20 protein-coding genes and 1 tRNA gene are annotated in these 23,536 nt (G+C 68.0%); 15 read left to right on the top strand and 6 right to left on the bottom strand.

The annotated features are described in order from the left end of the window. Positions 1–6: 6 nt before the first annotated feature. Both H7F38_RS21200 and H7F38_RS21195 read right to left on the bottom strand, forming a co-directional pair. Positions 7–1,161 (bottom strand): hypothetical protein, encoded by a 1,155-nt coding sequence (locus tag H7F38_RS21200; protein ID WP_187091642.1) that lies wholly within the window; start codon positions 1,159–1,161, stop codon positions 7–9. 260 nt (positions 1,162–1,421) lie between these two features. Then, positions 1,422–1,571 carry a DUF5679 domain-containing protein gene (locus tag H7F38_RS21195; RefSeq protein WP_187091641.1) on the bottom strand — a complete coding sequence of 50 codons (150 nt, stop codon included), beginning with the start codon at positions 1,569–1,571 and terminating at the stop codon, positions 1,422–1,424. 247 nt (positions 1,572–1,818) lie between these two features. Here H7F38_RS21195 and mgrA point away from each other — a divergent pair, with 247 nt between their 5' ends. Then, positions 1,819–2,844, top strand: a complete 1,026-nt coding sequence (mgrA, locus tag H7F38_RS21190; RefSeq protein WP_187091640.1) for an L-glyceraldehyde 3-phosphate reductase — start codon at positions 1,819–1,821, stop codon at positions 2,842–2,844. Positions 2,845–2,924: 80 nt separating this feature from the next. Here mgrA and H7F38_RS21185 read toward each other — a convergent pair whose 3' ends face one another. Then, positions 2,925–4,274: a zinc-dependent metalloprotease gene (locus tag H7F38_RS21185; RefSeq protein WP_187091639.1), complete on the bottom strand. Its 1,350-nt coding sequence runs from the start codon at positions 4,272–4,274 to the stop codon at positions 2,925–2,927. Between the two features lie 200 nt (positions 4,275–4,474). Between H7F38_RS21185 and H7F38_RS21180 the strand changes: the two genes are divergently transcribed. Further along, complete coding sequence (locus tag H7F38_RS21180) at positions 4,475–5,539, top strand: PDZ domain-containing protein (protein WP_187091638.1); 1,065 nt, start codon at positions 4,475–4,477, stop codon at positions 5,537–5,539. 219 nt (positions 5,540–5,758) lie between these two features. On the opposite strand, the gene H7F38_RS21175 is transcribed toward H7F38_RS21180, so the two are convergent. Then, positions 5,759–6,427 carry a PPA1309 family protein gene (locus H7F38_RS21175; protein WP_255498100.1) on the bottom strand — a complete coding sequence of 223 codons (669 nt, stop codon included), beginning with the start codon at positions 6,425–6,427 and terminating at the stop codon, positions 5,759–5,761. A 298-nt stretch (positions 6,428–6,725) separates the two neighbouring features. On the opposite strand from H7F38_RS21175, the gene H7F38_RS21170 reads away from it, so the two are divergent. From H7F38_RS21170 to paaK, 4 genes are all read left to right on the top strand, one after another. After that, a complete protein-coding gene (locus tag H7F38_RS21170) occupies positions 6,726–9,620 on the top strand; it encodes a UPF0182 family protein (RefSeq protein ID WP_370531398.1) in 2,895 nt (964 codons plus the stop codon). 70 nt (positions 9,621–9,690) lie between these two features. Beyond that, positions 9,691–9,767, top strand: a tRNA-Met gene (locus H7F38_RS21165). 320 nt (positions 9,768–10,087) lie between these two features. After that, complete coding sequence (locus H7F38_RS21160) at positions 10,088–11,113, top strand: GGDEF domain-containing protein (RefSeq protein ID WP_187091637.1); 1,026 nt, start codon at positions 10,088–10,090, stop codon at positions 11,111–11,113. A 98-nt stretch (positions 11,114–11,211) separates the two neighbouring features. Continuing rightward, positions 11,212–12,525 (top strand): phenylacetate--CoA ligase PaaK, encoded by a 1,314-nt coding sequence (gene paaK, locus H7F38_RS21155; RefSeq protein WP_187091636.1) that lies wholly within the window; start codon positions 11,212–11,214, stop codon positions 12,523–12,525. Between the two features lie 56 nt (positions 12,526–12,581). On the opposite strand, the gene H7F38_RS21150 is transcribed toward paaK, so the two are convergent. Next, on the bottom strand, positions 12,582–13,211 hold the full coding sequence (locus tag H7F38_RS21150; RefSeq protein WP_187091635.1) for a TetR/AcrR family transcriptional regulator: 630 nt from the start codon (positions 13,209–13,211) through the stop codon (positions 12,582–12,584). Then, on the bottom strand, positions 13,208–13,582 hold the full coding sequence (gene paaI / locus H7F38_RS21145; RefSeq protein WP_187094869.1) for a hydroxyphenylacetyl-CoA thioesterase PaaI: 375 nt from the start codon (positions 13,580–13,582) through the stop codon (positions 13,208–13,210). The genes H7F38_RS21150 and paaI overlap by 4 nt, the downstream gene beginning before the upstream one ends. 271 nt (positions 13,583–13,853) lie before the next feature. On the opposite strand from paaI, the gene paaZ reads away from it, so the two are divergent. From paaZ to H7F38_RS21100, 9 genes are all read left to right on the top strand, one after another. Further along, positions 13,854–15,938, top strand: coding sequence for a phenylacetic acid degradation bifunctional protein PaaZ (gene paaZ / locus H7F38_RS21140; protein ID WP_187091634.1), 2,085 nt, complete (start codon positions 13,854–13,856; stop codon positions 15,936–15,938). Continuing rightward, positions 15,938–16,891 carry a 1,2-phenylacetyl-CoA epoxidase subunit PaaA gene (gene paaA / locus H7F38_RS21135; protein WP_187091633.1) on the top strand — a complete coding sequence of 318 codons (954 nt, stop codon included), beginning with the start codon at positions 15,938–15,940 and terminating at the stop codon, positions 16,889–16,891. Before paaZ ends, paaA begins: the two co-directional genes overlap by 1 nt. Continuing rightward, entirely contained in the window at positions 16,888–17,172 is a 285-nt protein-coding gene (gene paaB, locus H7F38_RS21130) for a 1,2-phenylacetyl-CoA epoxidase subunit PaaB (protein WP_187091632.1), read from the top strand. Before paaA ends, paaB begins: the two co-directional genes overlap by 4 nt. Before the next feature lie 83 nt (positions 17,173–17,255). Beyond that, the gene (paaC, locus tag H7F38_RS21125; protein ID WP_370531397.1) at positions 17,256–18,107 is read left to right on the top strand and encodes a 1,2-phenylacetyl-CoA epoxidase subunit PaaC; all 852 of its coding nucleotides are present in this window, start codon (positions 17,256–17,258) and stop codon (positions 18,105–18,107) included. Further along, positions 18,101–18,616: a 1,2-phenylacetyl-CoA epoxidase subunit PaaD gene (paaD, locus tag H7F38_RS21120; protein WP_187091630.1), complete on the top strand. Its 516-nt coding sequence runs from the start codon at positions 18,101–18,103 to the stop codon at positions 18,614–18,616. Before paaC ends, paaD begins: the two co-directional genes overlap by 7 nt. Beyond that, entirely contained in the window at positions 18,617–19,669 is a 1,053-nt protein-coding gene (gene paaE / locus H7F38_RS21115; protein WP_187091629.1) for a 1,2-phenylacetyl-CoA epoxidase subunit PaaE, read from the top strand. Between the two features lie 132 nt (positions 19,670–19,801). After that, positions 19,802–21,517 (top strand): IlvD/Edd family dehydratase, encoded by a 1,716-nt coding sequence (locus H7F38_RS21110; RefSeq protein WP_187094868.1) that lies wholly within the window; start codon positions 19,802–19,804, stop codon positions 21,515–21,517. A gap of 156 nt (positions 21,518–21,673) precedes the next feature. Beyond that, complete coding sequence (locus H7F38_RS21105; RefSeq protein ID WP_187091628.1) at positions 21,674–22,690, top strand: zinc-binding dehydrogenase; 1,017 nt, start codon at positions 21,674–21,676, stop codon at positions 22,688–22,690. After that, positions 22,687–23,430, top strand: coding sequence for an SDR family NAD(P)-dependent oxidoreductase (locus H7F38_RS21100; RefSeq protein WP_187091627.1), 744 nt, complete (start codon positions 22,687–22,689; stop codon positions 23,428–23,430). The genes H7F38_RS21105 and H7F38_RS21100 overlap by 4 nt, the downstream gene beginning before the upstream one ends. The last annotated feature ends 106 nt before the right edge of the window (positions 23,431–23,536 follow it).

Below are 23,536 nucleotides of genomic sequence, written 5' to 3'. Positions count from 1 at the left end.
TTGCGCTCACGGCCGACGATCTGCAGAGGATGGCACGGTCGCGGCGTCCGATCGGATGCCGTTGCAACCGCATTCGGGGTGGATGCTCCACGAGCGGCGCCGGGCCGCCGGATCGCCCAACGACCACTCGAGCGTGCCGTCCATCGTGGTCGGTTCGTTGACGCCGTCGAGGTGGTCCAGGACATCGGCGATCACCAGTGCGACCGCAGCGCACACCAGTTGGGCCGGCGGCACGACGAGCTCCAGGCGAAGGGCCTGCTCGAATACCTCTCGTCCCTCGTCGATCTCCGCCCGCTGCCGCAGAGCGCACATCAGGCAGCTCGATCGACCCGGGAGCACGAACGGACCGATGACGGCGGTGGTCAGCCCGGCCCGGATCGCAAGGTGCGGTATGCGTCGCGCCGTCAGCTCCGCGGCCAGGGAGGGTGAGGGCGGTCCGTCACCGGCCAGTACGACCAGCGCCACCCGGTGATGCGCGGCGGGCGCATGGACCTTGATGTGAGGTGCGGCACGCGACAGGTTCGTCGCGAGCATCGCCGTGTCGGCGCACGTGGGACGGCTGATCGCCGACGCACCGGACGCAGCTCGGCGTCGGGCCTCGTCGCGTCGGGGGTCCGCGGTGCCCGCGGTCGGCCCGAGCTCGGGAAGATCGGCCAAGCGCAGGGCCCGATCCGGTTGCTGGTGGACGTGACCGAGTCCGGACCCGGCCAGCGAGGTGGCGACCGCGGTGGCGATCCGCCCGGTGCCCCGGACGATCACCACGGCGTCCTGACGGGCCTGCAGCACCCGCCGCGCGGTGCCGATGCCGTAGCGGTGCACCAGACTGTCGCGCTCGGGTTCCAGGAACGCCCCCGGCACCACACCGGCGAACGACCAGTCGGTTGCCGGCACCAGTAACCGGGCATCCACCAAACGGGCCAGTACCCCCGACCACACCGCAGGATCTGCGCCGGCGGAGCTGAGGACCTGCCCCACCGGGACGGTGCCGTTCAGGCCATTGAGAATGCCGACGGAGCTGACCGGTGCGTGGTGCAGGAGCAGCCAGTGAGGTGGCTCCGAGCCGATCTGGACCGTGTCGTCATCGCGGGGGAAGATGGCCAGGCCGCTGATCAGGGTGTACACCGCAGTCAGGTCGATGGCCGGTGCGGTCGGTGCTGCCACGTGGACCCCTCGTCGTCGGTTCCGGGACGATGAGGGATGGGAGCAGCCGCTACCCGGCCTGACGCCCACCGACGCCCGGTGTCCAGGCAGCGTGTCAGAGATGACCGGAACCAGGTCGGGCTTGTCCACAGGGCCGATTTCTCCTGGGCGTGGCGCGGAACCCGGGGTGGCGCGTTTCTTGCGCGGGCTCGGTCATCACCGGGTGGCAGGGGGCCGAGCTGGGATCGTCCACAGCCCGGCGCCCCGGCGAACCCGAAGGCTCAGGCCTTCCCGAGGATCCGGTTCATCTTGGTCCCGCACACCGGACAGATCCCTTTCGCCATCCGACGCCCGTTGGTCTCGTGGACCTCTCCGTCGAAGTCACGCTTCTCCTTGCACTTGACGCAGTAGCCGTTGTAGGTCTCGGCCATCAGCCTTGTTCCTCTCCTCAGGCCGCCGGCGGCGGGGCCGCAGGTCGGACGCAACTGACCCGGGCACTCGTCCCGGAACGTCGCCAACCGTACCCGCAGGTCGGCGCTCCGAAGGGCATTGTGGACAACACCGGGATCGGGTGTCGGCGCCGACGTCCGCGCAGGTCCGTCACCCGTCGCCACAAATCGTGCGGCCGGTGATCGGCCCGGGCGGGCCGCACCCCGGCCAGGATGCGACGATAGCGCCATGACCTACACGGCTGCGGACACCCGCTACGATCGCCAGCCCTACCGGAGGGTGGGCCGTAGCGGCCTCCACCTGCCGAGCGTGTCGCTCGGCCTCTGGCAGAACTTCGGCGACACCGATCCCTTCGAGAAGCAGGGCCAGATCCTGCGCAGAGCCTTCGATCTCGGCGTCACCCACTTCGACCTCGCCAACAACTACGGGCCCCCGTACGGGTCGGCGGAGACCAACTTCGGACGTCACATGAAGGACGATTTCGCTCCGTACCGTGACGAACTGGTGATCTCCAGCAAGGCCGGCTACGACATGTGGGCGGGGCCCTACGGCGACTGGGGTTCGCGCAAGTACCTGCTGGCCTCGCTCGATCAGTCGTTGGTCCGGATGGGTCTGGACTACGTCGACATCTTCTACTCGCACCGGGCGGATCCGAACACACCGCTGGAAGAAACCATGGGCGCTCTGCACACCGCGGTCGTGTCGGGCCGTGCGCTCTACGCCGGAATCTCCTCCTATTCACCGGAGCGGACGCGTCAGGCGGCGGCCATCCTGGCCGAGATGGGCACCCCGTTGCTCATCCACCAGCCGTCGTACTCGATGTTCAACCGCTGGATCGAGGGCGGCCTGCTGGACACCCTGGGCGACCTCGGCGTGGGGTGCATCGCCTTTTCGCCGCTCGCGCAGGGCATGCTCACCGACCGGTACCTCGGCGGCGTCCCGGACGGCTCGCGCGCGTCGCGTCAGGGATCGCTGTCCAAGGATCTGCTCACCGACACCGCGCTCGAACACATCAGGGCGCTGGCCGACATCGCCGCCGGACGCGGTCAGACGCTGGCGCAGATGGCCCTGTTCTGGGCGCTGCGCGACCAGCGGGTCACGTCCGTCCTGGTGGGCGCGTCGTCGGTCAAGCAGCTCGAGGACAACATCGGCGCCGTCGACGGCGTCGCGTTCGCCGACGACGAACGACAGATCATCGAACATCACGCCGTCGAGTCGGGGATCGATCTCTGGAAGCCCTCCAGCGCGGTCTGATCGGCTCTGGCCGCCGGAACGACGAAGGCCCCGCCCCCGGGAGATCAGGAGCGGGGCCTTCGTCGTGGGTCCGGGTCTGCTCAGACGTCCTTTGGCTTGTCTTCCGGATCTGTGGAGGCCGCCGGCGGAGCTGCGTGCCCGGTCTCGTCGAGGCCGTCCAGCTCGCTCATGTCGACGTCGTCGATGCCCGCCAGCATGTCCGCAAACGCCTTGTCGCGCTCCACGAACGCGTTCGGATCGTCCAGGTCCGCGCTCGAGGGCAGCAGATCGGGGTGCGACCAGAGCGCGTCGCGGGCCTCGATGCCACGTGAATCCTCGAGAGCGCGCCACAGATCGGCGGCAGCTCGCAGCCGGCGCGGACGCATCTCCAGCCCGATCAGCGTGGCGAAGGTCTGTTCGGCGGGACCGCCGGTGGCCCGGCGACGACGCAGCGTCTCCTGCAGGGCGGCCGCGCCCGGCAACCGGTCGCCGACCGCGTCGGCGACCACCGTGTCCACCCAGCCCTCGAGCAGCGCGAGGACCGTCTCGAGCGAGACCAGGGACGCCTGCTGGGCCTCGGTCACCTTGGGCTCGAACATGCCCTGGCCCAGCGCAGCCTCGATCCCGGCCGGGTTGGACATGTCCATCGTCCCGGCCAGATCCTCGATGGCGGAGAAATCTACCGAGATGCCTCCGGCGAAGTCGGCGATCAGCGACATCACCCGTTCCTTGAGCCACGGCACACCGGCGTAGAGCCGATGGTGGGCGGCCTCGCGAGCGGCGAGGTATAGGCGCACCTGGTCCTCCGGCAGGTCCAGACCCTTGCCGAACTCGGACACGGCCAGCGGAAGCAGGGCGGCGGTGCCCTCTGGGCCGAGCGGCAACCCGATGTCGGTCGAGGTGAGCACTTCCACCGCCAGCTGGCCCAGACCCTCACCCAGCTGGGAGCCGAAGGCCATCCCACCCATCGAGCCCATCATGGCCAGCAGCGGGCCGGCCTGCTCCCTGGCCTGCTCCGGCAGGTTTTCCAGCCAAGCCTTGGAGACGCGATCAGCGATGGGGGAGCACAGTTTCTCCCACATCGGCATGGTCGCCTCGATCCACTGCTTCGGCGTCCACGCGGTAGAAGTGCGGACCCCGGCGGGCAGCGAAGTGGCGCCGTCCAACCAGATCTCGGCCAGCGCGACCGCTTCGGTGACCTGTTTGACGTCGATCGAGGATGCCGGGTGGCTGGCCGGAACCTGCGAGGTGGCCAACTGCTTGGCCAGGTCGTAGTTCACCGGCCCCGACGTCGGCGTCGCGCTGGACATCATCTGTCCCAGCTGGGACAACATGGAACCGAGCTGGCTCAGGTCGAACCCGGCCGGCATGCCGGGCAGCCCCTCGGGCTTTCCCGCGCGGTCGGGGTCGTCATCGCCGGAATTGGAGAAGCCGAACGGGAAGTTGCTCATGACCTCCACGGTACTGGTGAAGATGTGAACGGTGCAGGTACATCGGGAGTATCGCCATGAGCGAAAATCTTCCGAGCGAACCTGGAGGACAAGGGGTCGGCGGCGAAGCGGCACCCGCAGCGACGGCCACCGTCGGTGGGGACCACTGGTGGGGGCCGGCCTGAACGGGAACGACACCCGGACGCTTTACGCTGCGCTACATGTCCTGGTTCTCATCACTGTCGCTCCGAGCGCGCACGCTGGTCGTGGGATCGACCGTCAGCGTCGTGTTGATCGGTGTCGGTGCGTCCGTCCCGATTCCCTACGTCGCACTCGGTCCTGGCGTGACGTACAACACGCTGGGCAGCGCCGACGGCACCCCGGTGATCAGTTTCGCCGGTGACGCCCCCGCCTCCGTCCGGCAGAGCGACGGCTCCGGACACCTGAACATGACCACCGTGTCCGTGTACGACAGCATGCCGCTGTTCGAGGCACTCGGCATGTGGGCGAGCGGCAACTACGCGCTGGTGCCGCGAGCCGAGGTCTATCCGCCCGACAAGACCATCGAACAGGTCAACCAGCAGAACACCCAGGACTTCCGGGACTCCCAGTCGTCGGCCGAAATTGCTGCGCTGCGGTACCTCAAGTACCCGAACGTCGTCTACGTCGGCACCATCGCGCAGGGATCACCGAGCTTCCAGGTGCTCCAGCCGCAGGATCAGATCACCGCGATCAATGGCACAGCGGTGACGGACTTCAGCTCCCTGCAGGCAGCGCTCAAGAACACACTGCCCAATCAGAACGCAGCGGTGACGGTCCTGCGCGCCGGCAAGACCGTCAAGATCGACATCAAGCTGCAGGCCAATCCCAGCGTCGGAAAGCAGGGATTTCTCGGGATCGGAGCCGTGGAACGGCCCAAGGCGCCGTTCACCATCTCGATCTCGCTCGCCAACATCGGCGGCCCGTCCGCCGGCCTGATGTTCACCCTCGGCATCCTGGACAAACTCACCCCGGGTGGCCTGACGAACGGCCGTTACATCGCCGGCACCGGGACGATGGAGGTCGATGACACCAAGGGCACCGTCGGCCCGATCGGCGGGATCCTGCTCAAGATGATCGCGGCGAAGGGGGCGGGGGCATCGGTCTTCCTGGTCCCTGCCGACAACTGCGCCGAGGCCCTGACCCGAGTCCCGAGCGGCCTCGAGCTGGCCAAGGTCACCACCCTGGACGACGCGGTCAAGGCACTGAAAACCCTTGCGGCCGGCGGTACACCGCCCTCCTGCTGACCGAGCCCCCGGCCGTGGCAACTCGTATGACCTGCTGACGTTGGTACGACCCGCGAGCGCGTCTGGCCCCTGGCTCGTATGACCTGCTGACGTTGGTACGACCCGCGACTGCCTCGTAGGACGCTTGAGCGTCAGACCAGCGGGTGGTGCGTCATACGAGTGGCACACAGCGGCACCCAGCACACAGCGGCACCCTGGCACACAGCGGCACGCGGCAGGTCAGTCGTCGAACGTGGCCTGCAGCGCGTCCAGCAGATTCGGGGCCAGATCTGCGCCACGCAACGGCGTCGCGTCGTCCTTGCCACGGACCCGCAGCAGAGCGGCTCCGCCCTTGCTGCCCCGCAGCACACCGGCCGCGAGCCTGGCCTCCGCACGGTCGGGATGGGCGGCCGCCTCCTCGGCGGTGATCTCGACGTCGTTGCCCTTGCGGGACGTCCCTCCCCCCGACGTCCCGTCCGGTGACCCCCCCGACGTCCCGTCCGGTGACTCGTCGACGCGCTGGACGGCCGACGGGGGCAGGACGACGATTTCCTGCACCAGGACGCAACCGGCGACCTCGTCCGGCCAGGAAATGGTGGACAGGGCCTCCGAGAGGTTGCCCGGCGGCAGTACCTCCTGGGCGATGGGGGTGAACGTGCCGGCGTCGCCGAGGGTGGTGGCCAGTTCGGGCTGCGCGTCCAGCAGGTCGGCCGTGCGGACCAGGGCGAACATCTGGGGTGCCGAATCCCATCCGGCGGTCCCGACGAACTCCTCCACCTCGGCCACGGCTGCCGCCAGGTCAGGGTCCTCCCACCAGTACGGCGTATTGCCGGGCGGCACCACGTAGGCCGGGTCGGCGGCGTCAGGGGAAGAGGGGTCCGGCTGGTCGAAGACGTCTTTGGGAGCCACGCACGAATCCTTCCATCTACGGGATCACCCGATTGCCGGTACTCGTGTTGCGTGGCCCACTTCCGCACAGGCCGGACAGTGACGGCCCATTGGCAAGGCACAGGCTTCACCGACCAGGCACAGACCTTTGCCGTGCAACGGACACCGGTTTATCGGGGAACCAACATCGCACGCATACAGTTGTCCCAATGTCGGCCTCCGGGCCGCCCGGAGCACCGCTCGTCCGGCATCAGAAGACGCAACCCCCGCATCACGAAGCGCAAGGAGTCCAGCAGTGGCCATGCGGCCCCCGATCGGCATGCCGAGCATGACGAAGCGATCCAAACGAGTCATCATCACGCTGGTGGCGCTCGTCGTGCTGGCCATCCTGTGGTTCCAGTTCGTCGGTGTCTACGTCGACTGGCTGTGGTACCGGGAGGTCGGCTTCGAGCAGGTCTGGAGCACCCAGGTCTTCAGCAAGGTGGTGCTGTTCCTGATCGGTGGGGTCGGTGCGGCCGGAGTGGTCTTCCTCTCCCTGCTCCTGGCCTACCGGTCCCGGCCGGTGTTCGTACCGTCCGGCGAGGTCGACCCACTCAGCCCCTACCGGACGATCGTCAGCAGCAGGCCGAAGACGTTCATCTTCTCCATCTCGATCCTGGTCGGCCTGATCTGTGCGTTCGCCACGCAGAGCGACTGGCAGACGATCCAGCTCTGGCTGCACGGTCAGCCCTTCGGCCAGACCGATCCGCTGTTCGGGCACGACGTCGGCTTCTACGTCTTCACCCTGCCCGGCCTGGAACTCGTGATCGGCTGGCTGTTCGCCGCGACCGCGCTCAGCTTCTTCGCCATCCTGGTGACGCAGTACCTGTACGGAGGTCTTCGGCTGTCCGGGCCCGGACGCCGGATCACCTCGCAGGCTTCCCTGCAGCTCTCGCTGATGGTCGGCGTCTTCGTCCTGATCAAGGCCGTCCAGTACTGGTTCGACCGTTACTCGCTGCTGTTCTCCAACCGTGGCGGAAAGTTCACGGGCGCTTCCTACACCGACGTCAATGCGGTGTTGCCGGCCAAGATCATCCTGATGGTGATCGCGGCCATCTGTGCCGTCGGATTCATCGTCGGGGCGTTCCTGCGCTCGGTGAAGCTACCGGCCATCGCTCTGGCCCTGCTCGTGCTCTCGAGCGTGCTGATCGGCGGCGTCTGGCCCCTGGTGCTCCAGCAGGTGGTGGTCAACCCCAACGGCATCACGAAGGAACCTCCGTACATCACCAGGAACATCGACGCCACGCGGGCTGCGTACGGCATCGGTTCCCAGCAGGTCAAGTACGTCGCGTACTCGGACAAGTCGTCGCCCAACCCGTTGACCCAGAGCGACAGCCCGACGGTGAACAACGCCCGGCTCCTCGACCCGAACATCCTGGCGTCCACGTTCACCCAGAACGAGCAGCAGAAGAACTTCTACGGGTTCGCGGATCCACTGTCCGTCGATCGGTACACCACTGCCGCCGGGGTGACGCAGGACTACATCGTGGCGCTGCGGGAGCTCAACACCGCGGGTCTGACGGGCGACCAGACCAACTGGATCCAGCAGCACATGGTCTACACCCACGGCAACGGCATCGTGGCGGCTCCGGCCAACCAGGTCGGCAGCGACGGATACCCGCAGTTCACCGTCTCGGACGTGTCGGGCCAGGGTGCCATCAAGGTGAGTCAACCCCGCGTCTACTACGGCGGCTTGGCCACCACCTACGCCATCGTCGGGTCCGCGAGTGCCACCAGCCAACGCGAGTACGACACCGACAGCACCTCCTACACCTACACGGGTTCCGGTGGGGTCCCGGTCGGAAACCTGTTCGACCGACTCGTGTTCGCCACCAACTACGGCGAAGCGAACTTCCTGTTCTCCTCCGAGATCAACGGCAACTCCAAGATCATGTACATCCGTGACCCCCGGGACCGGGTGGCCAAGGCCGCCCCGTTCCTGACCACGGATACCAACCCGTACCCCGCGGTGGTGGACGGGAAGATCGTCTGGATCGTCGATGCCTACACCACGGCGCAGAACTATCCCTACTCGCAGAGCGTGTCGCTGGCGAGCCGGACGACCAACTCGCTCACCAACGGAACCACCGGTGTGCAGGCCGACACGCAGGTGTCCTACATGCGCAACTCGGTGAAAGCGACGGTCGATGCCTATACCGGCGCCGTCACCCTGTACTCGGTCAGCGACACCGACCCGGTGTTGAAGGCCTGGGAGGGGGTGTTCCCCGGTCTGATCAAGCAGAGTGCGGACATCCCGCCGGATCTGCGGGCCCACTTCCGCTATCCGCAGGATCTGTTCGAGGTGCAACGATCCCTGTTGACCCAGTACCACGTGGACAACCCGGTGGACTTCTTCCAGAACTCCAACTACTGGGACGTGCCGGCCGATCCGACGGAGACCGGCAACACCGCCGCCCAGCCGCCCTACTACCAGCAGGTCGCGCTGCCCGGCTCGTCCACGACGTCGTTCCAGCTGACGAGTGCGCTCACCATCTACCAGCGGCAATTCATGGCGTCCTTCATCTCGGCCAGCAGCGACCCGAAGACCTACGGGAACATCACGGTGCTGCAGTTGCCCCAGAACCAGCAGACTCCGGGGCCGCTGCTGATCCAACAGGCCTTCAACTCGAACTCCGGCATCAGCAACTTCGTCACCACCCGGCAGACGAGCGGTCGATCCCAGGTCATCTACGGCAACCTGCTGACGTTGCCGACCACCAGCGGTCTGCTCTACGTCGAGCCCCTCTACATCAAGGGGGTGTCGGCCAGCGCCTCGCCGCAACTCGGTCTGGTACTGGTCTGGTTCAACAACCGGGTCGGTACCGGCGCGACACTGGCGGCCGCACTGGCGTCCGCGGCCAGCAGTGCGCCGGTCGCCACGCCGACGGGTAGCAACGGCACGACCACCAGTGGCTCGGTGTCGGCGCCCTCCTCGCCCAGCGTGACGAGCTCCGGGAGTCCGACGACGCCGGTGGTACTGCCTTCGGACCAGGCGCAGGCGCTCAGCCAGATGGACGTAGCGCAGAAGAAATTGGCCGCAGCCAAAGCATCCGGTGATCTCGGCCAGATCGGCGCGGCCAGCCAGGGCCTGGAGGACGCGGTGAACCGTTACCTCGCACTGGCCGGGACGGGCCCGAGCAGCACGCCGCCGACGACCGCGAAAACGACGGGCTGACCGGGAAATCCTTGTGTTCCACCCGATTTGGCTTCGGCGACACCACTTGCTACAGTGGTGATACCGCCAACGCGGGGTGGAGCAGCTCGGTAGCTCGCTGGGCTCATAACCCAGAGGTCACAGGTTCGAATCCTGTCCCCGCTACCACCGCAGTCGGTAGGCCCTCCGGTCAGGCATCACAGCCTGATCGGGGGGCTTTTTGGCTTTGCTGGCGGCTGCCCTTGTTGCTCGGGGGTCGGATCTCGGTCGATCTCGAGCTCCCACGTCCCGAGCCATCGTGACGTCCCGATGCGGGCCGGGCCTGACGAGATCGACACCTGATTTACCGCCATCGGTGTCGGAACAACCGGGCCAGGTCGGTCCGACTACGGAGAGCAACGCAACGAGGGTTGAAGTGTGAACCTCTGGGGGATGCCTCGGGTGGAGCGATGATTCAGAATATTGAACGTGCAAGGAAACGGGACACCATGTCCGCTGTGACGACGCCAGGTATTTCGCGCATCAATTGGCATCTCGTCGGGGCCGTCGGCTCGGCGTTGACGCAGGCCATCATGATTCTCGCCGCGGTGAGCGTCAGCCCCGGTCTGGCGCTGCGCGGATGGCTGTGGTTCGCCGGGTCCTTCGTGATGATGGGGTTGATCTGCTGGTTGATCCAGGATCACCGGTCACCCGGGTGGTGGATGATCTGGCCGGCCCTCGGCATCGTTCGGATCTTCATCTTCGGACTGGGTGACCCGACGGCTGCCCGACTGACCACCGGCCTGGTCTCGGTGTTCTTCCTGTTCGCCGGCCTGACCCAACCGCAGGGCCGGTCGCTGTTGTTGCTGCCACCGTCGCTGATCGTGCTGCGTGGTCTGATCGATCTGCCGCTCCACCTCGCCATCGTCCGGCTGATCATCGCCGCCATCGTGCTGTCGATGGCTTGCGAGCTTCCCGCCCACCTGTTGCGTCATCTGGCCGCGCAACAGAAGGTCCTCACCCTCAACGCCGGAACGGATTCGCTGACCGGAGCGCAGAATCGACGCTGTTTGGACGATCTGATGGACCGGATGCAGGGTCGGGCCTATCTCGTGATCGTCGATCTCGACGAGTTCAAGCTCTACAACGACACCTTCGGGCATCTCGCCGGCGACCGGGTGCTGATCGACTTCAGCGCGATGTTGCACCAGGAGACCCGTCGCAACGACGTCGTGGTCCGCTACGGCGGTGAGGAGTTCCTGATCGTGCTGGCCGGCGCCGACCAGCAACGGGCGGAGCTGGTCGTCGGACGGTGGGCGCAGGCATGGGGCAGGAACGCCTCGGGCACCACCTTCAGCGCCGGGATCACCGATCTGGAGGGTGACGACGCGTTGCGTAGGGCCGACACCTCCCTGTACGCCGCGAAGGCAGGTGGCCGCGCGCGAGCGGTGGTCGGTCTGTCCACCGCCGGGGCCGGTCACGCCCGGTCAGCGGATGTCAGCGCCACCGGCGACATACTCGAAAGCCATTCCTGAACCCTGACAGCAGGCAGGAACCGGGCCGGAGTGGCATCCTGGCCACCAAGCACGAGGGGCAGCCGGCCTGCGTGCTCCTGACGCTCTGCGAGGTTCCGATGGTGCAGGACCGCACACCCCGGCCCGACGCGCTCGAACCCGTCGAGCGGGCGTCCACCGACGAGTTGAGAGCCCTTCAACTCCAACGGTTGCGGGCCACCGTCCGCCGTACCTACGACCACGTGCGGCACTATCGCGGCGCTTTCGATGCGGCCGGCGTCCATCCCGACGACATCACCGAGCTGGCGGACATCGCCACGCTGCCGTTCACCACCAAATCCGATCTGCGCGAGAACTATCCGTTCGGCATGTTCGCGGTGCCGCGGGAGGAGGTGTCCCGGGTGCACGCGTCGTCTGGCACCACCGGCAAGGCCACCGTCGTCGGCTACACCGCGGGCGACATCACCACCTGGGCCCACCTGATGGCCCGCAGCCTGCGGGCCGGCGGGGTGCGGCCCGGGGACCGCGTGCACGTCGCCTACGGCTACGGACTGTTCACCGGAGGTCTGGGAGCTCACTACGGGGCGGAAGCCCTTGGCTGCACGGTGATCCCGGTGTCCGGCGGGATGACGGAACGGCAGGTCACGCTGATCCGCGATTTCGAGCCGGACGCGATCCTGGTCACCCCGAGCTACATGCTCGCGATCATCGACGAGCTGGAGCGTCAGGGCGTCGATCCGGCGTCGACCTCGCTGCGGGTGGGCGTGTTCGGGGCCGAACCGTGGACCAACGACATGCGCGCCGAGATGGAGCGCCGACTGGATCTGCACGCCGTGGACATCTACGGGCTGTCGGAGGTGATGGGCCCCGGGGTGGCGATGGAATGCGTGGAGACCAAGGACGGACTGCACGTCTGGGAGGACCACTTCTACCCGGAGATCATCGATCCGATCACCGGCGAGGTGCTGCCGGACGGGCAGCAGGGCGAACTGGTACTGACCTCGCTGACCAAGGAGGCCATGCCCGTGATCCGTTACCGCACCAGGGATCTCACCCGTCTGCTGCCTGGGACCGCCCGGAACGTGCGGCGCATCGAGAAGATCACCGGCCGCACCGACGACATGATCATCCTGCGCGGGGTCAACCTCTTCCCGACGCAGATCGAGGAACTGATCCTGCAGGTGCCGGCCCTCTCGCCGCATTTCCAGTGCGTCCTGCACCGCGAGGAGGGCCCGATGGACGAGATGACGGTGCGGGTCGAGCGCCGGATGGACGCCACCGATGACGACGCAGAGGCCGCGTCGACCGGGCTCCGGACCCTGATCAAGAACATCATCGGCGTCAGCGTGGCGGTGCGGGTGCTGGAACCGGAGGGCGTCGAGCGGTCGGCAGGCAAGATGCGCCGGGTGATCGACCAGCGCCCGGCGCGTTGATCGGTCCGGCGCGCGAGCAGTCGAACGGCGGACGGAACCGGGTACGCACCCGGACCTCATCGATCGATTCTGAGCCCGTCGAAGACGACGGCGCAGACGATGTCGCCCAGGTCGGTCGCCTCGTGCCGGGTACCGGGTTTGAGCCATTCCGTCAGCGAGTTCACCGTGCCGAACAGCAATCTCGCGATGATGGCGGGGTCGATGTCGGGTCGCAGGTCGCCATCACCGACTGACTGCCCGACGAGGTCGGCGACGAGGCGGTCGATCGCTCTCCGACGGCTCAGCGCGGCTCGTTCCACTTCGCTGTTGCCCCGGACCCGCAGCAGCAGGGTGACGTAGGGCAGTCGGTCCACGAGCACGGTGACGCTGCGGCGCAACAACATCTCGAGCCGTTCCACGGCGGGACCGTCCAGCGCGCGCACCTCCTCGGCGGCCTCCTCGAGGCCCAGGAGCGCCTCGTCCAGGGCGCGCCGCAGCAGCTCCTCCTTGCTCTCGACGTGGTGGTAGATCGAGGACTTGCCGATACCGAGGCGGGCGGAGAGATCCTCCATGCTGGTGCCGTCGAAACCTCGTTCGTTGAAGACTGCGACGGAAGCGGCCAGCACCGTGGACAGGTCGTGACCGGGCCGCCCGCGTCGACGCGACGGTGCCTTCTCCGGTGGCAGTGCCTTCCCCGTCGAGGTCATGGCTCGTCCTCCACCTGGTGGCTCCGGCCCCGGAACGCGGCGATCACTTCCGCCCCCCGGCCCACGGTCACGTCGTAGATGCCCGACCGACCGAACCGGGTGCGCTCACGGGCCTCGGCCCGCAGGAGGTCGCCGATCCTGGCCGGTGCGACGAAGACGATCTCGCATCCGGCGGCGACGGCGATCGCGCCGCGGGTGTTGCAGGCGCACGCGAAGGCGGTGTCGGCCACCGCGAAGATCAGTCCGCCGTGTGCCGTCCCGTAGCCGTTGACCATGTCCGGCCGGATCGTTATCTCGGTGACGGCCCAGCCGGCTCCATGATCGAGAAGGACGATGCCCAGTGCTCGAGATGCGCTGTCGGCGGCCATCATCGAGGTGACCTGGTCGGACGGGGAAGTCGGGTGTGACACGTCGCTCCTCAGGTGGCCAGGCCCTTCGGGCGAATCGTAGCGTGGATCCGTTGGACTCCGACCGCGTGGGCGATACGCCGAGGCGATGCTCCGACGCTTTTGCCATGGATGCGGGCCGTTGACTCGTGAGAGCGCCTGGAGGCATAATTACCGAACGAACAGACGGTCGGTATCGCGGGTCTGCCCACCTCGGTGGCCCAGGACACCGGCGACTCGGCGCGGAGGTCGATCCATGGTGGTGCTGTCCAGCTACGTGCAGGGTCGGTGGGTGGTCCCGGACGTGGACGAGGCCGACGCGGCGCCCGTTCGCGACGCGGTCACCGGCGAGGAGATCGCGCGCCTGTCCACCACCGGCATCGACATGGCCGCTGCGCTGGAGCACGGGCGAGCCGTCGGCGGGCCGGGTCTGCGCGCGCTGACGTTCCACCAGCGGGCCGCGCTGCTCAAGGCGCTGGCCTCCACCCTGCGCGAGCATCGTGACGAGCTGTACGCCCTGTCGACGCGAAGCGGCGCCACCAGGGCGGACGCCAGGTTCGACGTCGACGGCGGAATCGGGGTGCTGCTCACCTACGCCAGCCGCGGGCGTCGCGAGCTGCCGAACGACAACGTCCTGCTGGACGGCACACTCGAGGCGCTGGGTCGGGGTGGAACCTTCGTCGGACAGCACATCTGGACCCCCCGCCATGGGGTCGCCGTGCAGATCAACGCCTTCAACTTCCCCGTGTGGGGTCCGCTGGAGAAGTTCGCACCCGCTTTCCTGGCGGGTGTGCCGAGTCTGGTCAAGCCGGCCAGTCCGACGGCCTACATCACGCATCGACTGGTCCAGCTGATCGTGGGGTCCGGCCTGCTACCGGCCGGCGCCCTGCAGCTGATCACCGGCAGCGCAGGCGATCTGCTCGATCACCTCACCGATCAGGATCTACTGGGCTTCACCGGATCGGCCAGCACCGCCCGCAAGCTGCGCGCCCACCCGGCGGTCGTCGCGGCCGGCGTGCGGTTCACCGCCGAGGCCGACTCCCTGAACTGCTCGATCCTCGGTCCCGACGCCGTTCCCGGTACCCCGGAGTTCGACCTCTACGTGAACGCGTTGACCACCGAGATGACGGTGAAGGCGGGACAGAAGTGCACCGCGATCCGCCGCGCCATCGTCCCGAACTCGATGCTGGACGCCGTCGGCGAGGCCGTGTCGGAGCGGTTGGCGAAAATCGTCATCGGAAATCCGGCTGACCCGTCGGTCGGGATGGGCGCCCTGGCCGGGCTCGAGCAGCGGGAGGACGTGCGCCGCTCGCTCAAGGCGTTGCTGGACGTGTCGACCGTCGTCTTCGGCGATCCCGATCACGTCGAGGTCATCGGCGCGGACGCCGACCGTGGTGCGTTCATGTCACCGATCCTGTTGCGCGCCAACGGTGATCGGGCCGAGCCGCACGAGGTCGAGGCCTTCGGCCCGATCAGTACGCTGATCGGGTACGAGAAGGTGGCCGACGCGATCGCTCTCGCGATCCGCGGGAAGGGCAGCCTGGTCGGCTCGTTGATCACCCACGACCAGGACGTGGCGCGCGAGGTCGTGCTCGGGATCGCGCCGTGGCACGGGCGGATGCTGGTGCTGGACCGTGCCGATGCCGGCGAATCGACCGGTCACGGATCGCCACTACCCACCCTGGTGCACGGCGGCCCTGGGCGCGCCGGTGGCGGCGAGGAACTGGGCGGGCTCCGCGGGGTGCAGCACCACATGCAGCGCTCGGCCGTCCAGGCGTCGCCGCAGATGCTCACCGCGATCACCGGGCGTTGGACGGCCGGCGCCGATCGCCGTGTGACCGACGTTCACCCGTTCCGGAAGTCGTTGGCCGAGTTGCGGATCGGCGACACCGTGGTGGCCGGACCGCGGACTGTGACGGTCGCAGACATCGACCATTTCGCCGAGTTCACCGGTGACAACTTCTACGCCCACACCGACGCGGTGGCCGCTGCCGCGAACCCGTTCTTCGACGGGCGGGTGGCGCACGGCTATCTCGTGGTGTCCTTCGCCGCCGGCCTCTTCGTGGATCCGGCCCCCGGCCCGGTTCTGGCCAACTACGGTCTGGACAACCTGCGATTCCTGACGCCGACCTATCCCGGCGACGAGTTGACCATCACCCTGACGGCGAAGGCCATCACCCCGCGGGACGGCGACTACGGAGAGGTGCGCTGGGATGCTGACCTCACCAAGCAGGACGGCGCGTCGGTGGCCAAGTACGACGTGTTGACCATGGTGGCCGAACGATGGCCGATGGCTGCACCGGACCAGACGGTGGCGATCTCGAGCGAAGGGCCGAAGTGATGACGGGCATCTTGGACGACACCGATCGAAGCGCAGAGTTGCAGTCCCATTTCGACGCGACCATCGCACGCCAGCAGCGGGTGGAGCCACGTGACTGGATGCCGGAAGCCTACCGCCGGACGATGATCCGGCAGATCGCCCAGCATGCGCACTCCGAGATCATCGGCATGCAGCCGGAGGGCAACTGGATCACCAGGGCGCCGTCGCTGCGGCGCAAGGCGATCCTGCTGGCCAAGGTGCAGGACGAGGCGGGCCACGGCATGTACCTGTACTCGGCGGCCGAGAGTCTGGGCGTCGATCGGGCGGATCTGACCGACAGGCTCGTCCACGGCCGGCAGAAGTATTCCTCGATCTTCAACTACCCGGCCCTGTCCTACGCAGACGTCGGGGTGATCGGCTGGCTCGTCGATGGTGCCGCGATCTGCAACCAGGTTCCGTTGTGCCGCAGCAGCTATGGCCCGTACGGGCGGGCGATGGTGCGCATCTGCAAGGAGGAGTCCTTCCATCAGCGTCAGGGGTACGAGCTGCTGATGACGATGATGCGCGGCACCCCGGCGCAGCGGAACATGGTGCAGGAGTCGGTAGATCGCTTCTGGTGGCCGGCCCTGATGATGTTCGGCCCGCCGGACGACGAGTCACCGAACACCGAGCAGTCGATGGCCTGGGGGGTCAAGCGCCATACGAACGACGAACTGCGCCAACGCTTCGTCGACATGTCGGTGCCGCAGGCCGAGAAGCTGGGCGTCTCTTTCCCGGACCCGGAGCTGAGGTGGAACGAAGAGCGCGGACACCACGATTTCGGAACGCCGGACTGGGAGGAGTTCTGGCACGTGGTGAAACGCGACGGGCCGTGCAACGCCCAGCGTGTCGCGCACCGCAAGGCAGCCCACGACGAGGGCGCCTGGGTCCGGGAGGCGGCGCTGGCGCACGCCGCAAAGGCGAAGTCCACATGAGCGCCGACTGGCCGCTGTACGAGGTGTTCCTCCGCGGCAAACGCGGACTCAACCACGTCCATGTCGGTTCCCTGCACGCGACGGACGCGCAGATGGCGTTGCACCACGCACGCGATCTGTACACCAGACGCAACGAGGGCGTCAGCATCTGGGTCGTCCCGGCCGCGGACATCACGGCCAGCAGCCCCGACGAGAAGGACCCGTTCTTCGCACCGTCGGGCGACAAGGTCTACCGGCACCCGACCTTCTACGACATCCCCGACGATGTTCCCCACATGTGAAGGGAGATAACGTGTCCCGTGCTGAGCCGGCCTCTCCCGAACCCGGGTCCGACGGTCTCGACGACGACTTCGCGGCGCACGCGTTGACGGCGGACTCCGATGACCACCGCTGGGCGTTCGGCACCGGATTCACCGATGCCCTCGAGGGGGTGGACACGACCGTTCCGCCGGGCGTGGATGCGCAGGCGCTGTCCGTCTACTGCCAGATGCTGGGCGACGACGCACTGATCCTGAGTCATCGGCTGCAGCAGTGGATGACCCGGGCTCCCGAACTGGAGGAGGAGACGGCGATCGGCAACATCGCGCTGGATCTGCTCGGCCAGGCGCGGATGCTGCTGGCCAGGGCCGGGAGGGCCGACGGTACCGGCCGCGACGAGGACGCCTTCGCCTTCTGGCGTGCGGAGCAGGAGTTCCGCAACGTTCGTCTCGTCGAACGGGTCGATGCCGATTTCGCCGAGATGCTGGCTCGGTTGCTGATCTTCTCGACCTGGCGACTGGCGCAGTTCGACGCGCTGCGGGGATCGACAGATCAGGTACTGGCGGCCATCTCCGCCAAGGCGGTCAAGGAGCTGACCTACCACCGCGACTATGCGGCCCGCTGGGTCGTCCGGCTCGGTGACGGCACCGCCGAATCGCACCGACGGATGCAGGCCGCGCTGCAGGTCGTCTGGCCGCTGGTCGACGAGCTCTTCCGCTCGCACCCGGTCGAGGCTGCGCTCCCACGGGTGGCCGTCGACTCCTCCACCCTGCGCACCGAGGTGGATGTCGTCATCGACACCGTGCTGGCCACCGCCGGTCTGGCACGGCCGACCGCCGCCGGGCTGGCCGGAGTCGGTGGACGCTACGGCCGAGATGGTCTGCACACCGAAGCGTTCGGCTACGTCCTGGCCGAGATGCAGAGCGTTGCCCGGGCCCACCCGGACGCGAGATGGTGAGCCCGGCGTGGCTGGGCGACGACGAAGCCTGGGCGGCCGCCGCGCAGGTCCCGGACCCCGAGTTGCCGATGGTGACCCTGGCCGATCTCGGCATCCTGCGCGGGGTCAGGGTGGACGGTACGTCGGTGACCGCCACCGTCACCCCGACCTACTCGGGCTGCCCTGCGATGGGCGAGATCAGCCACGACCTCCGACATCGGCTGCAGGAGGCTGGTTTCGCCGACGTCATCATCCGGACGGAACTCTCGCCGGCGTGGAGCAGCGACTGGATCACCGCCGCCGGCCGGGCCAAGCTGACCGCGGCCGGCATCGCGCCGCCGAACGCTGCGGCCACCCGGTCGGCCGGGCCGATCCCGCTGACGCTGAGCATGGTGACGCGGATGGTGGCCTGCCCACACTGCGGTTCCGTCAACACCGACGAGACCTCGCAGTTCAGCGCAACGGCCTGCAAGGCGCTCTACCGGTGCCTGGACTGCCGTGAACCGTTCGAGTACGTCAAGGAGATCTAGGTGGCCCCGCGCACCGAATTCCACGCCCTGCGCGTCGCCGACGTGGAAACCCTGACCGATGACTCCGCGGCGGTGAGATTCGATGTCCCGCAGGAACTCCGGGAGGATTTCCGCTTCGCTCCCGGCCAGTCCCTGACCCTCCGGCGGGGCGACGAGCGACGGTCGTACTCGATCTGCGCGCCCGCCGGTCAGGCCCCGCGCATCGGGATCCGGGAGGTCGCCGGGGGATTGTTCTCCGGATGGCTGATCCACCAGGTCCGCGTCGGTGACCTCATCGACGTACAGGCGCCTGCCGGGTCCTTCAGTCCCGACCTGACCACGCCCGGCCGGCATGTGCTGATCGCCGCCGGGTCGGGCATCACCCCGATGCTCTCCATCGCGGCGTCGGTGCTGGCCGCCGACCCCGGGTCCACCGTGACCTTGATCTATGGGAATCGCCGGAGCGACTCGGTGATGTTCGCCGACGAGGTCGCGGACCTCAAGGACTCCTACCCGGCCCGGATGCATCTGGTGCACGTGCTGTCCCGGGAACCACAGGAGGTCGACCTCTTCAGCGGCCGGCTCGACGCCGAGCGCCTGCGACGGCTGCTGCCGGCCACGTTCGACGTGGCCGGCGTGGATCACTTCTGGCTCTGCGGTCCGTTCGGGATGATCACCGATGCCATCCAGGTGCTGACCGAATTCGGGGTGCCGGCGGGGCGCATCCACCGGGAGCTGTTCTACGTCGGCGCAGATCCGCCGGTCGGGACTCGCCACGACGATGCGCCGGCAGGTCCCGGTGCGGAGGTGACGGTCGTGCTCGACGGTCGGAGTGCGACCGCGATCGTCCCGCCGGATGTCACGGTGCTCGACGGAGCCCAGAAGATACGCCCTGACCTGCCTTTCGCCTGCAAGGGCGGAGTGTGCGGTACCTGCCGGGCGTTGGTGACCCACGGAGAGGTGCGGATGCGGCGCAATTTTGCTCTGGAGGAGGCCGAGGTCAGGGCCGGTTATGTGCTGACGTGTCAGGCGCTCCCGGTCTCGGACACCGTGACGGTCGACTTCGATTCCTGACCGGGGATCCCGGTCCCGGTGGATTCGTTTCGCTCGTCAGGGAGGCGGCCCCCGAGTCCGCCGGTACCCGCCGCCGTATCCTTGGCCACGTTCCGAACCATGGATCACAGTTCCGGTATCTGGAAGGCAGTCATGGCCGAGCATCGAAGCTCCCAGTGGTACGCAGGCACCGACCGCAACGCCTACATCCATCGCGCGTGGATGCGAAGGGGTCTACCTGCTCACGCTTTCGACGGGCGACCGCACATCGCGATCGCCAACACCGCCTCGGATCTGACGCCGTGCAACTCCCATTTCAACGAGGTGGCCGAGAGCGTCAAGCAGGGCGTCTACGAGGCCGGTGGCATCCCGCTGAACCTTCCGGTGGTCTCGCTGGGCGAGACGCTGGTCCGCCCGACGGCGATGTTGTGGCGCAACATGGCGGCGATGGCGACCGAGGAGATGTTGCGCGCCAACCCGATCGACGGTGTCGTACTGCTCGGCGGCTGCGACAAGACCATTCCCTCACTGCTGATGGCGGCGGCCTCGGTCGACATCCCTGCGGTGGTGATCCCGGGTGGCCCGATGCTGACGGGCACCTTCCGCGGTGTCGCGCTGGGTTGCGGAACCGACGTCTGGCGGCTGTCCGAGGAGGTCAGGGCAGGCACCCTGTCGGAGGACCAGTTCCTGAAGTCCGAATCTTCGATGATCCGCAGTCGCGGGCACTGCAACACCATGGGAACGGCCTCCACGATGGCGGTGGTGGCAGAAGCGTTGGGCACCATCATGCCCGGCCTGGCCGGTACCCCGGCGGCGGACAGCCGATTGCTGGAGGCCTCGCACGAGACCGGCCGATTGATCGTCGACATGGTCGCGAAGGAGCGACGGTTGTCCTCCATCCTGACCAGGGGCTCGTTCCTCAACGCGATCGTCGCCCTGGCTGCCACCGGGGGCTCGACGAACGCCGTGGTGCATCTGCTGGCCATCGCCGGGCGGCTCGGGATCGAGTTGACCCAGGACGATTTCGACCGGACCGGGTCGAACGTGCCGTTGCTGGTGGATCTGCAGCCCGCCGGCCGCTGGCTGATGGAAGATTTCTTCCGTGCCGGTGGCCTGCTCGCGGTCCTGCGGGAGGTGAAGGATCTGCTCGACCCCGACGCGCTGACGGTGACCGGGAGGCCGTTGGCCAGCTATCTGGACGACGCGCAGATCTGGGACCCGGAGGTCATCTCGTTGCGGGCGGCCCCGGTGCAGCCGCACGCCGGGATCGCTGTGCTGTACGGAAATCTCGCCCCGGGGGGTGCGGTCATCAAACCGGCGGCCGCCTCGGAGCACCTGCTGAGTCATCGAGGCCGGGCGATGGTGTTCGACTCTATCGAGGACATGCACGCGCGGATCGATGATCCGGGTCTGGACGTGGACGCCGACTCGGTACTGATCCTGCGGGGCTGCGGGCCCAGGGGATATCCGGGAATGCCGGAGGTCGCCAACATGCCGTTGCCGACGAAGCTGCTGCAGCAGGGTGTCCGGGACATGGTGCGCATCTGTGACGGCCGCATGAGTGGGACCGCCTACGGCACCGTCGTTCTCCACGTCTGCCCGGAGGCGGCTGCGGGTGGCCCCCTGGCGCTGGTGCAGACCGGCGACATGATCACCCTCGACGTCGCAGCACGGCGACTGGACATCGACATCCCCGCGGAGGAACTTGCCCGGCGGCAGCCGTCCGAGGTGGCCGCCGCCGGCTACGCCAACCCCAAGCGCGGCTGGGAGAAGCTCTACGTGCAAACGGTCCAGGGCGCCGACCAGGGCGCGGACCTCGACTTCCTGGTCGGGTCCAGTGGCGACGAGGTCTCCCGTGAATCGCATTGACGTGGCCGACCCTGCAGAGGTGACGAACTCCGCTGAATCGCGGCACGGGTTTCGCGGCGATCGCGGCGATCGCGGCACGTCGCTCGCGGAACCGACCGAATCGGCGACCGGATCCGAAGTCATGGCCCAGATCGGCGGCCCGGGCGGTGCCGGACGGTGAGGGCGTTCGTGGTCACCGGCCCCCGCGAGTTCGCGGTGCACGATGTCGCAGCGCCCGTCCCGGGTCGGGGTCAGGTGGTCGTCGACGTCGAGCGGGTGGGTGTCTGCGGCACCGACGTGGAGTTCTTCACCGGTGAGATGGCCTATCTGCACCAGGGTTTCGCTTCCTACCCGATGCGCCTGGGCCATGAGTGGTGCGGTACCGTCTCGGCCGTCGGCGTCGGCGTCGACGTGCACTGGCTTGGCCGGCGGACCACCGGCGACACGATGCTGGGCTGTGGCCACTGCCGTCGTTGTCTGGCGGGCCTGCAGCACGTCTGCGAGGACCGTTTCGAGGTCGGGATCCGCGGCGGATTTCCCGGTGCCCTGGCCGAGCAGTTGGCGGTCCCGGTCAGCGCGCTGCATCCGCTGCCGGTGGAGGTCGATGAGGCCTCCGGGGCGCTGGTGGAACCCGGCGGGAATGCGCTCCGCTCCGTCTGGGGAGCCGACCTTGCCGCCGGTGACCGTCTTCTCGTGCTCGGGCCGGGCACGATCGGGCTGCTGGTGGCCATGTTCGCCCTTGCGGAGGGCGTCGAGGTGCATCTGATGGGGCGCTCGCCGCGCTCGCTCGAGTTTGCGCGCACGCTGGGGTTCGAGGGCGTGTGGACCCAGGAGGATCTGCCGGCGCGGGCCTGGGATGCCGTCGTCGACTCGTCGAATTCGGCTGCGCTGCCACCATTGGCGCTCGACCTGGTCGAGCCGGGCAAGCGCGTCGTCTACGTCGGACTGGCCGGATCTCCGAGCCGGATCGACACCAGGGAGCTGGCGCTCAAGGACGTCACCGCAGTCGGAATCCTGAGTGGCTCTCCGGGGCTCACCGCAACCATCGAGAAATTTGCTTCCGGGACCGTCGACCCGCGACCACTCGTCGCTGCGACCGTCGGCCTCGAACAGGCCGGCGACGTGCTGGCCGGATGGCGCCCGGCAACTGCCGGGCCCGGACCCAAGATCCATATCGATCCGAGGAAGAGATGACTGAATTCAACGATCTGGTGGCCGTCGTGACCGGTGGGGCCAGTGGTATCGGCGCCGCTACTGCAGCCCTGCTGTCGGAGCGGGGGGCGAGGGTGGCGATCCTGGACCGGGATCCGACCTCGGTGGACACTGCGGTCTTCACCGCCGTGAAGTGCGACATCACCTCATCGGCGGACGTGGACGCGGCGATCGGCGAGGTGGCCCGACGACTGGGTGGCATCGACATCCTCGTCAACAACGCGGGAATCGGCGCCGCCGGGGACATCGCCCAGAACAGCGACGAGGAATGGCACCGCGTCTTCGACGTCAACGTGGTCGGCATCGCCAGGGTGACGCGGGCGGCGCTCGAGCACCTGCGTCGCTCCGAGCACGCCGCCATCGTCAACACCTGCTCGGTGGTGGCCAGCGTCGGGCTGCCGCAGCGTGCTGTCTACGGCGCGAGCAAGGGTGCGGTCCTGGCCCTGACACTGGCGATGGCCGCGGACCACCTGCACGAGGGGATCCGGGTGAACGCGGTGACACCCGGGACGGCCGACACTCCCTGGGTCGGCCGGCTGCTCGCCCAGGCGCCGGATGCCGCCGTCGCCGCCGAGAACCTCCGGGCGCGACAGCCCATGGGGCGCCTCGTCACCGCCGCCGAGGTGGCGAACGCCATCGCCTACCTGGCCAGCCCGCTCACCGCCTCCACCACCGGCACGATCCTGGCCGTCGACGGCGGCATGACCGGCGTCCGGATCTGACCTGCACCCGCATCTGAGCCCCCGCCCGGCGCCGCCCGCACCCCCGCTCCTGGTCCTGGTCCGCGTCGGAGGGTGCACCGCGCGTCGGAGGGTGCACCGCGCGTCG

Origin of the sequence: Nakamurella sp. PAMC28650 (assembly GCF_014303395.1) — a bacterium.
Classification (GTDB): Bacteria; Actinomycetota; Actinomycetes; order Mycobacteriales; family Nakamurellaceae; genus Nakamurella.
This window is presented reverse-complemented; position numbering and strand designations above follow the sequence as displayed.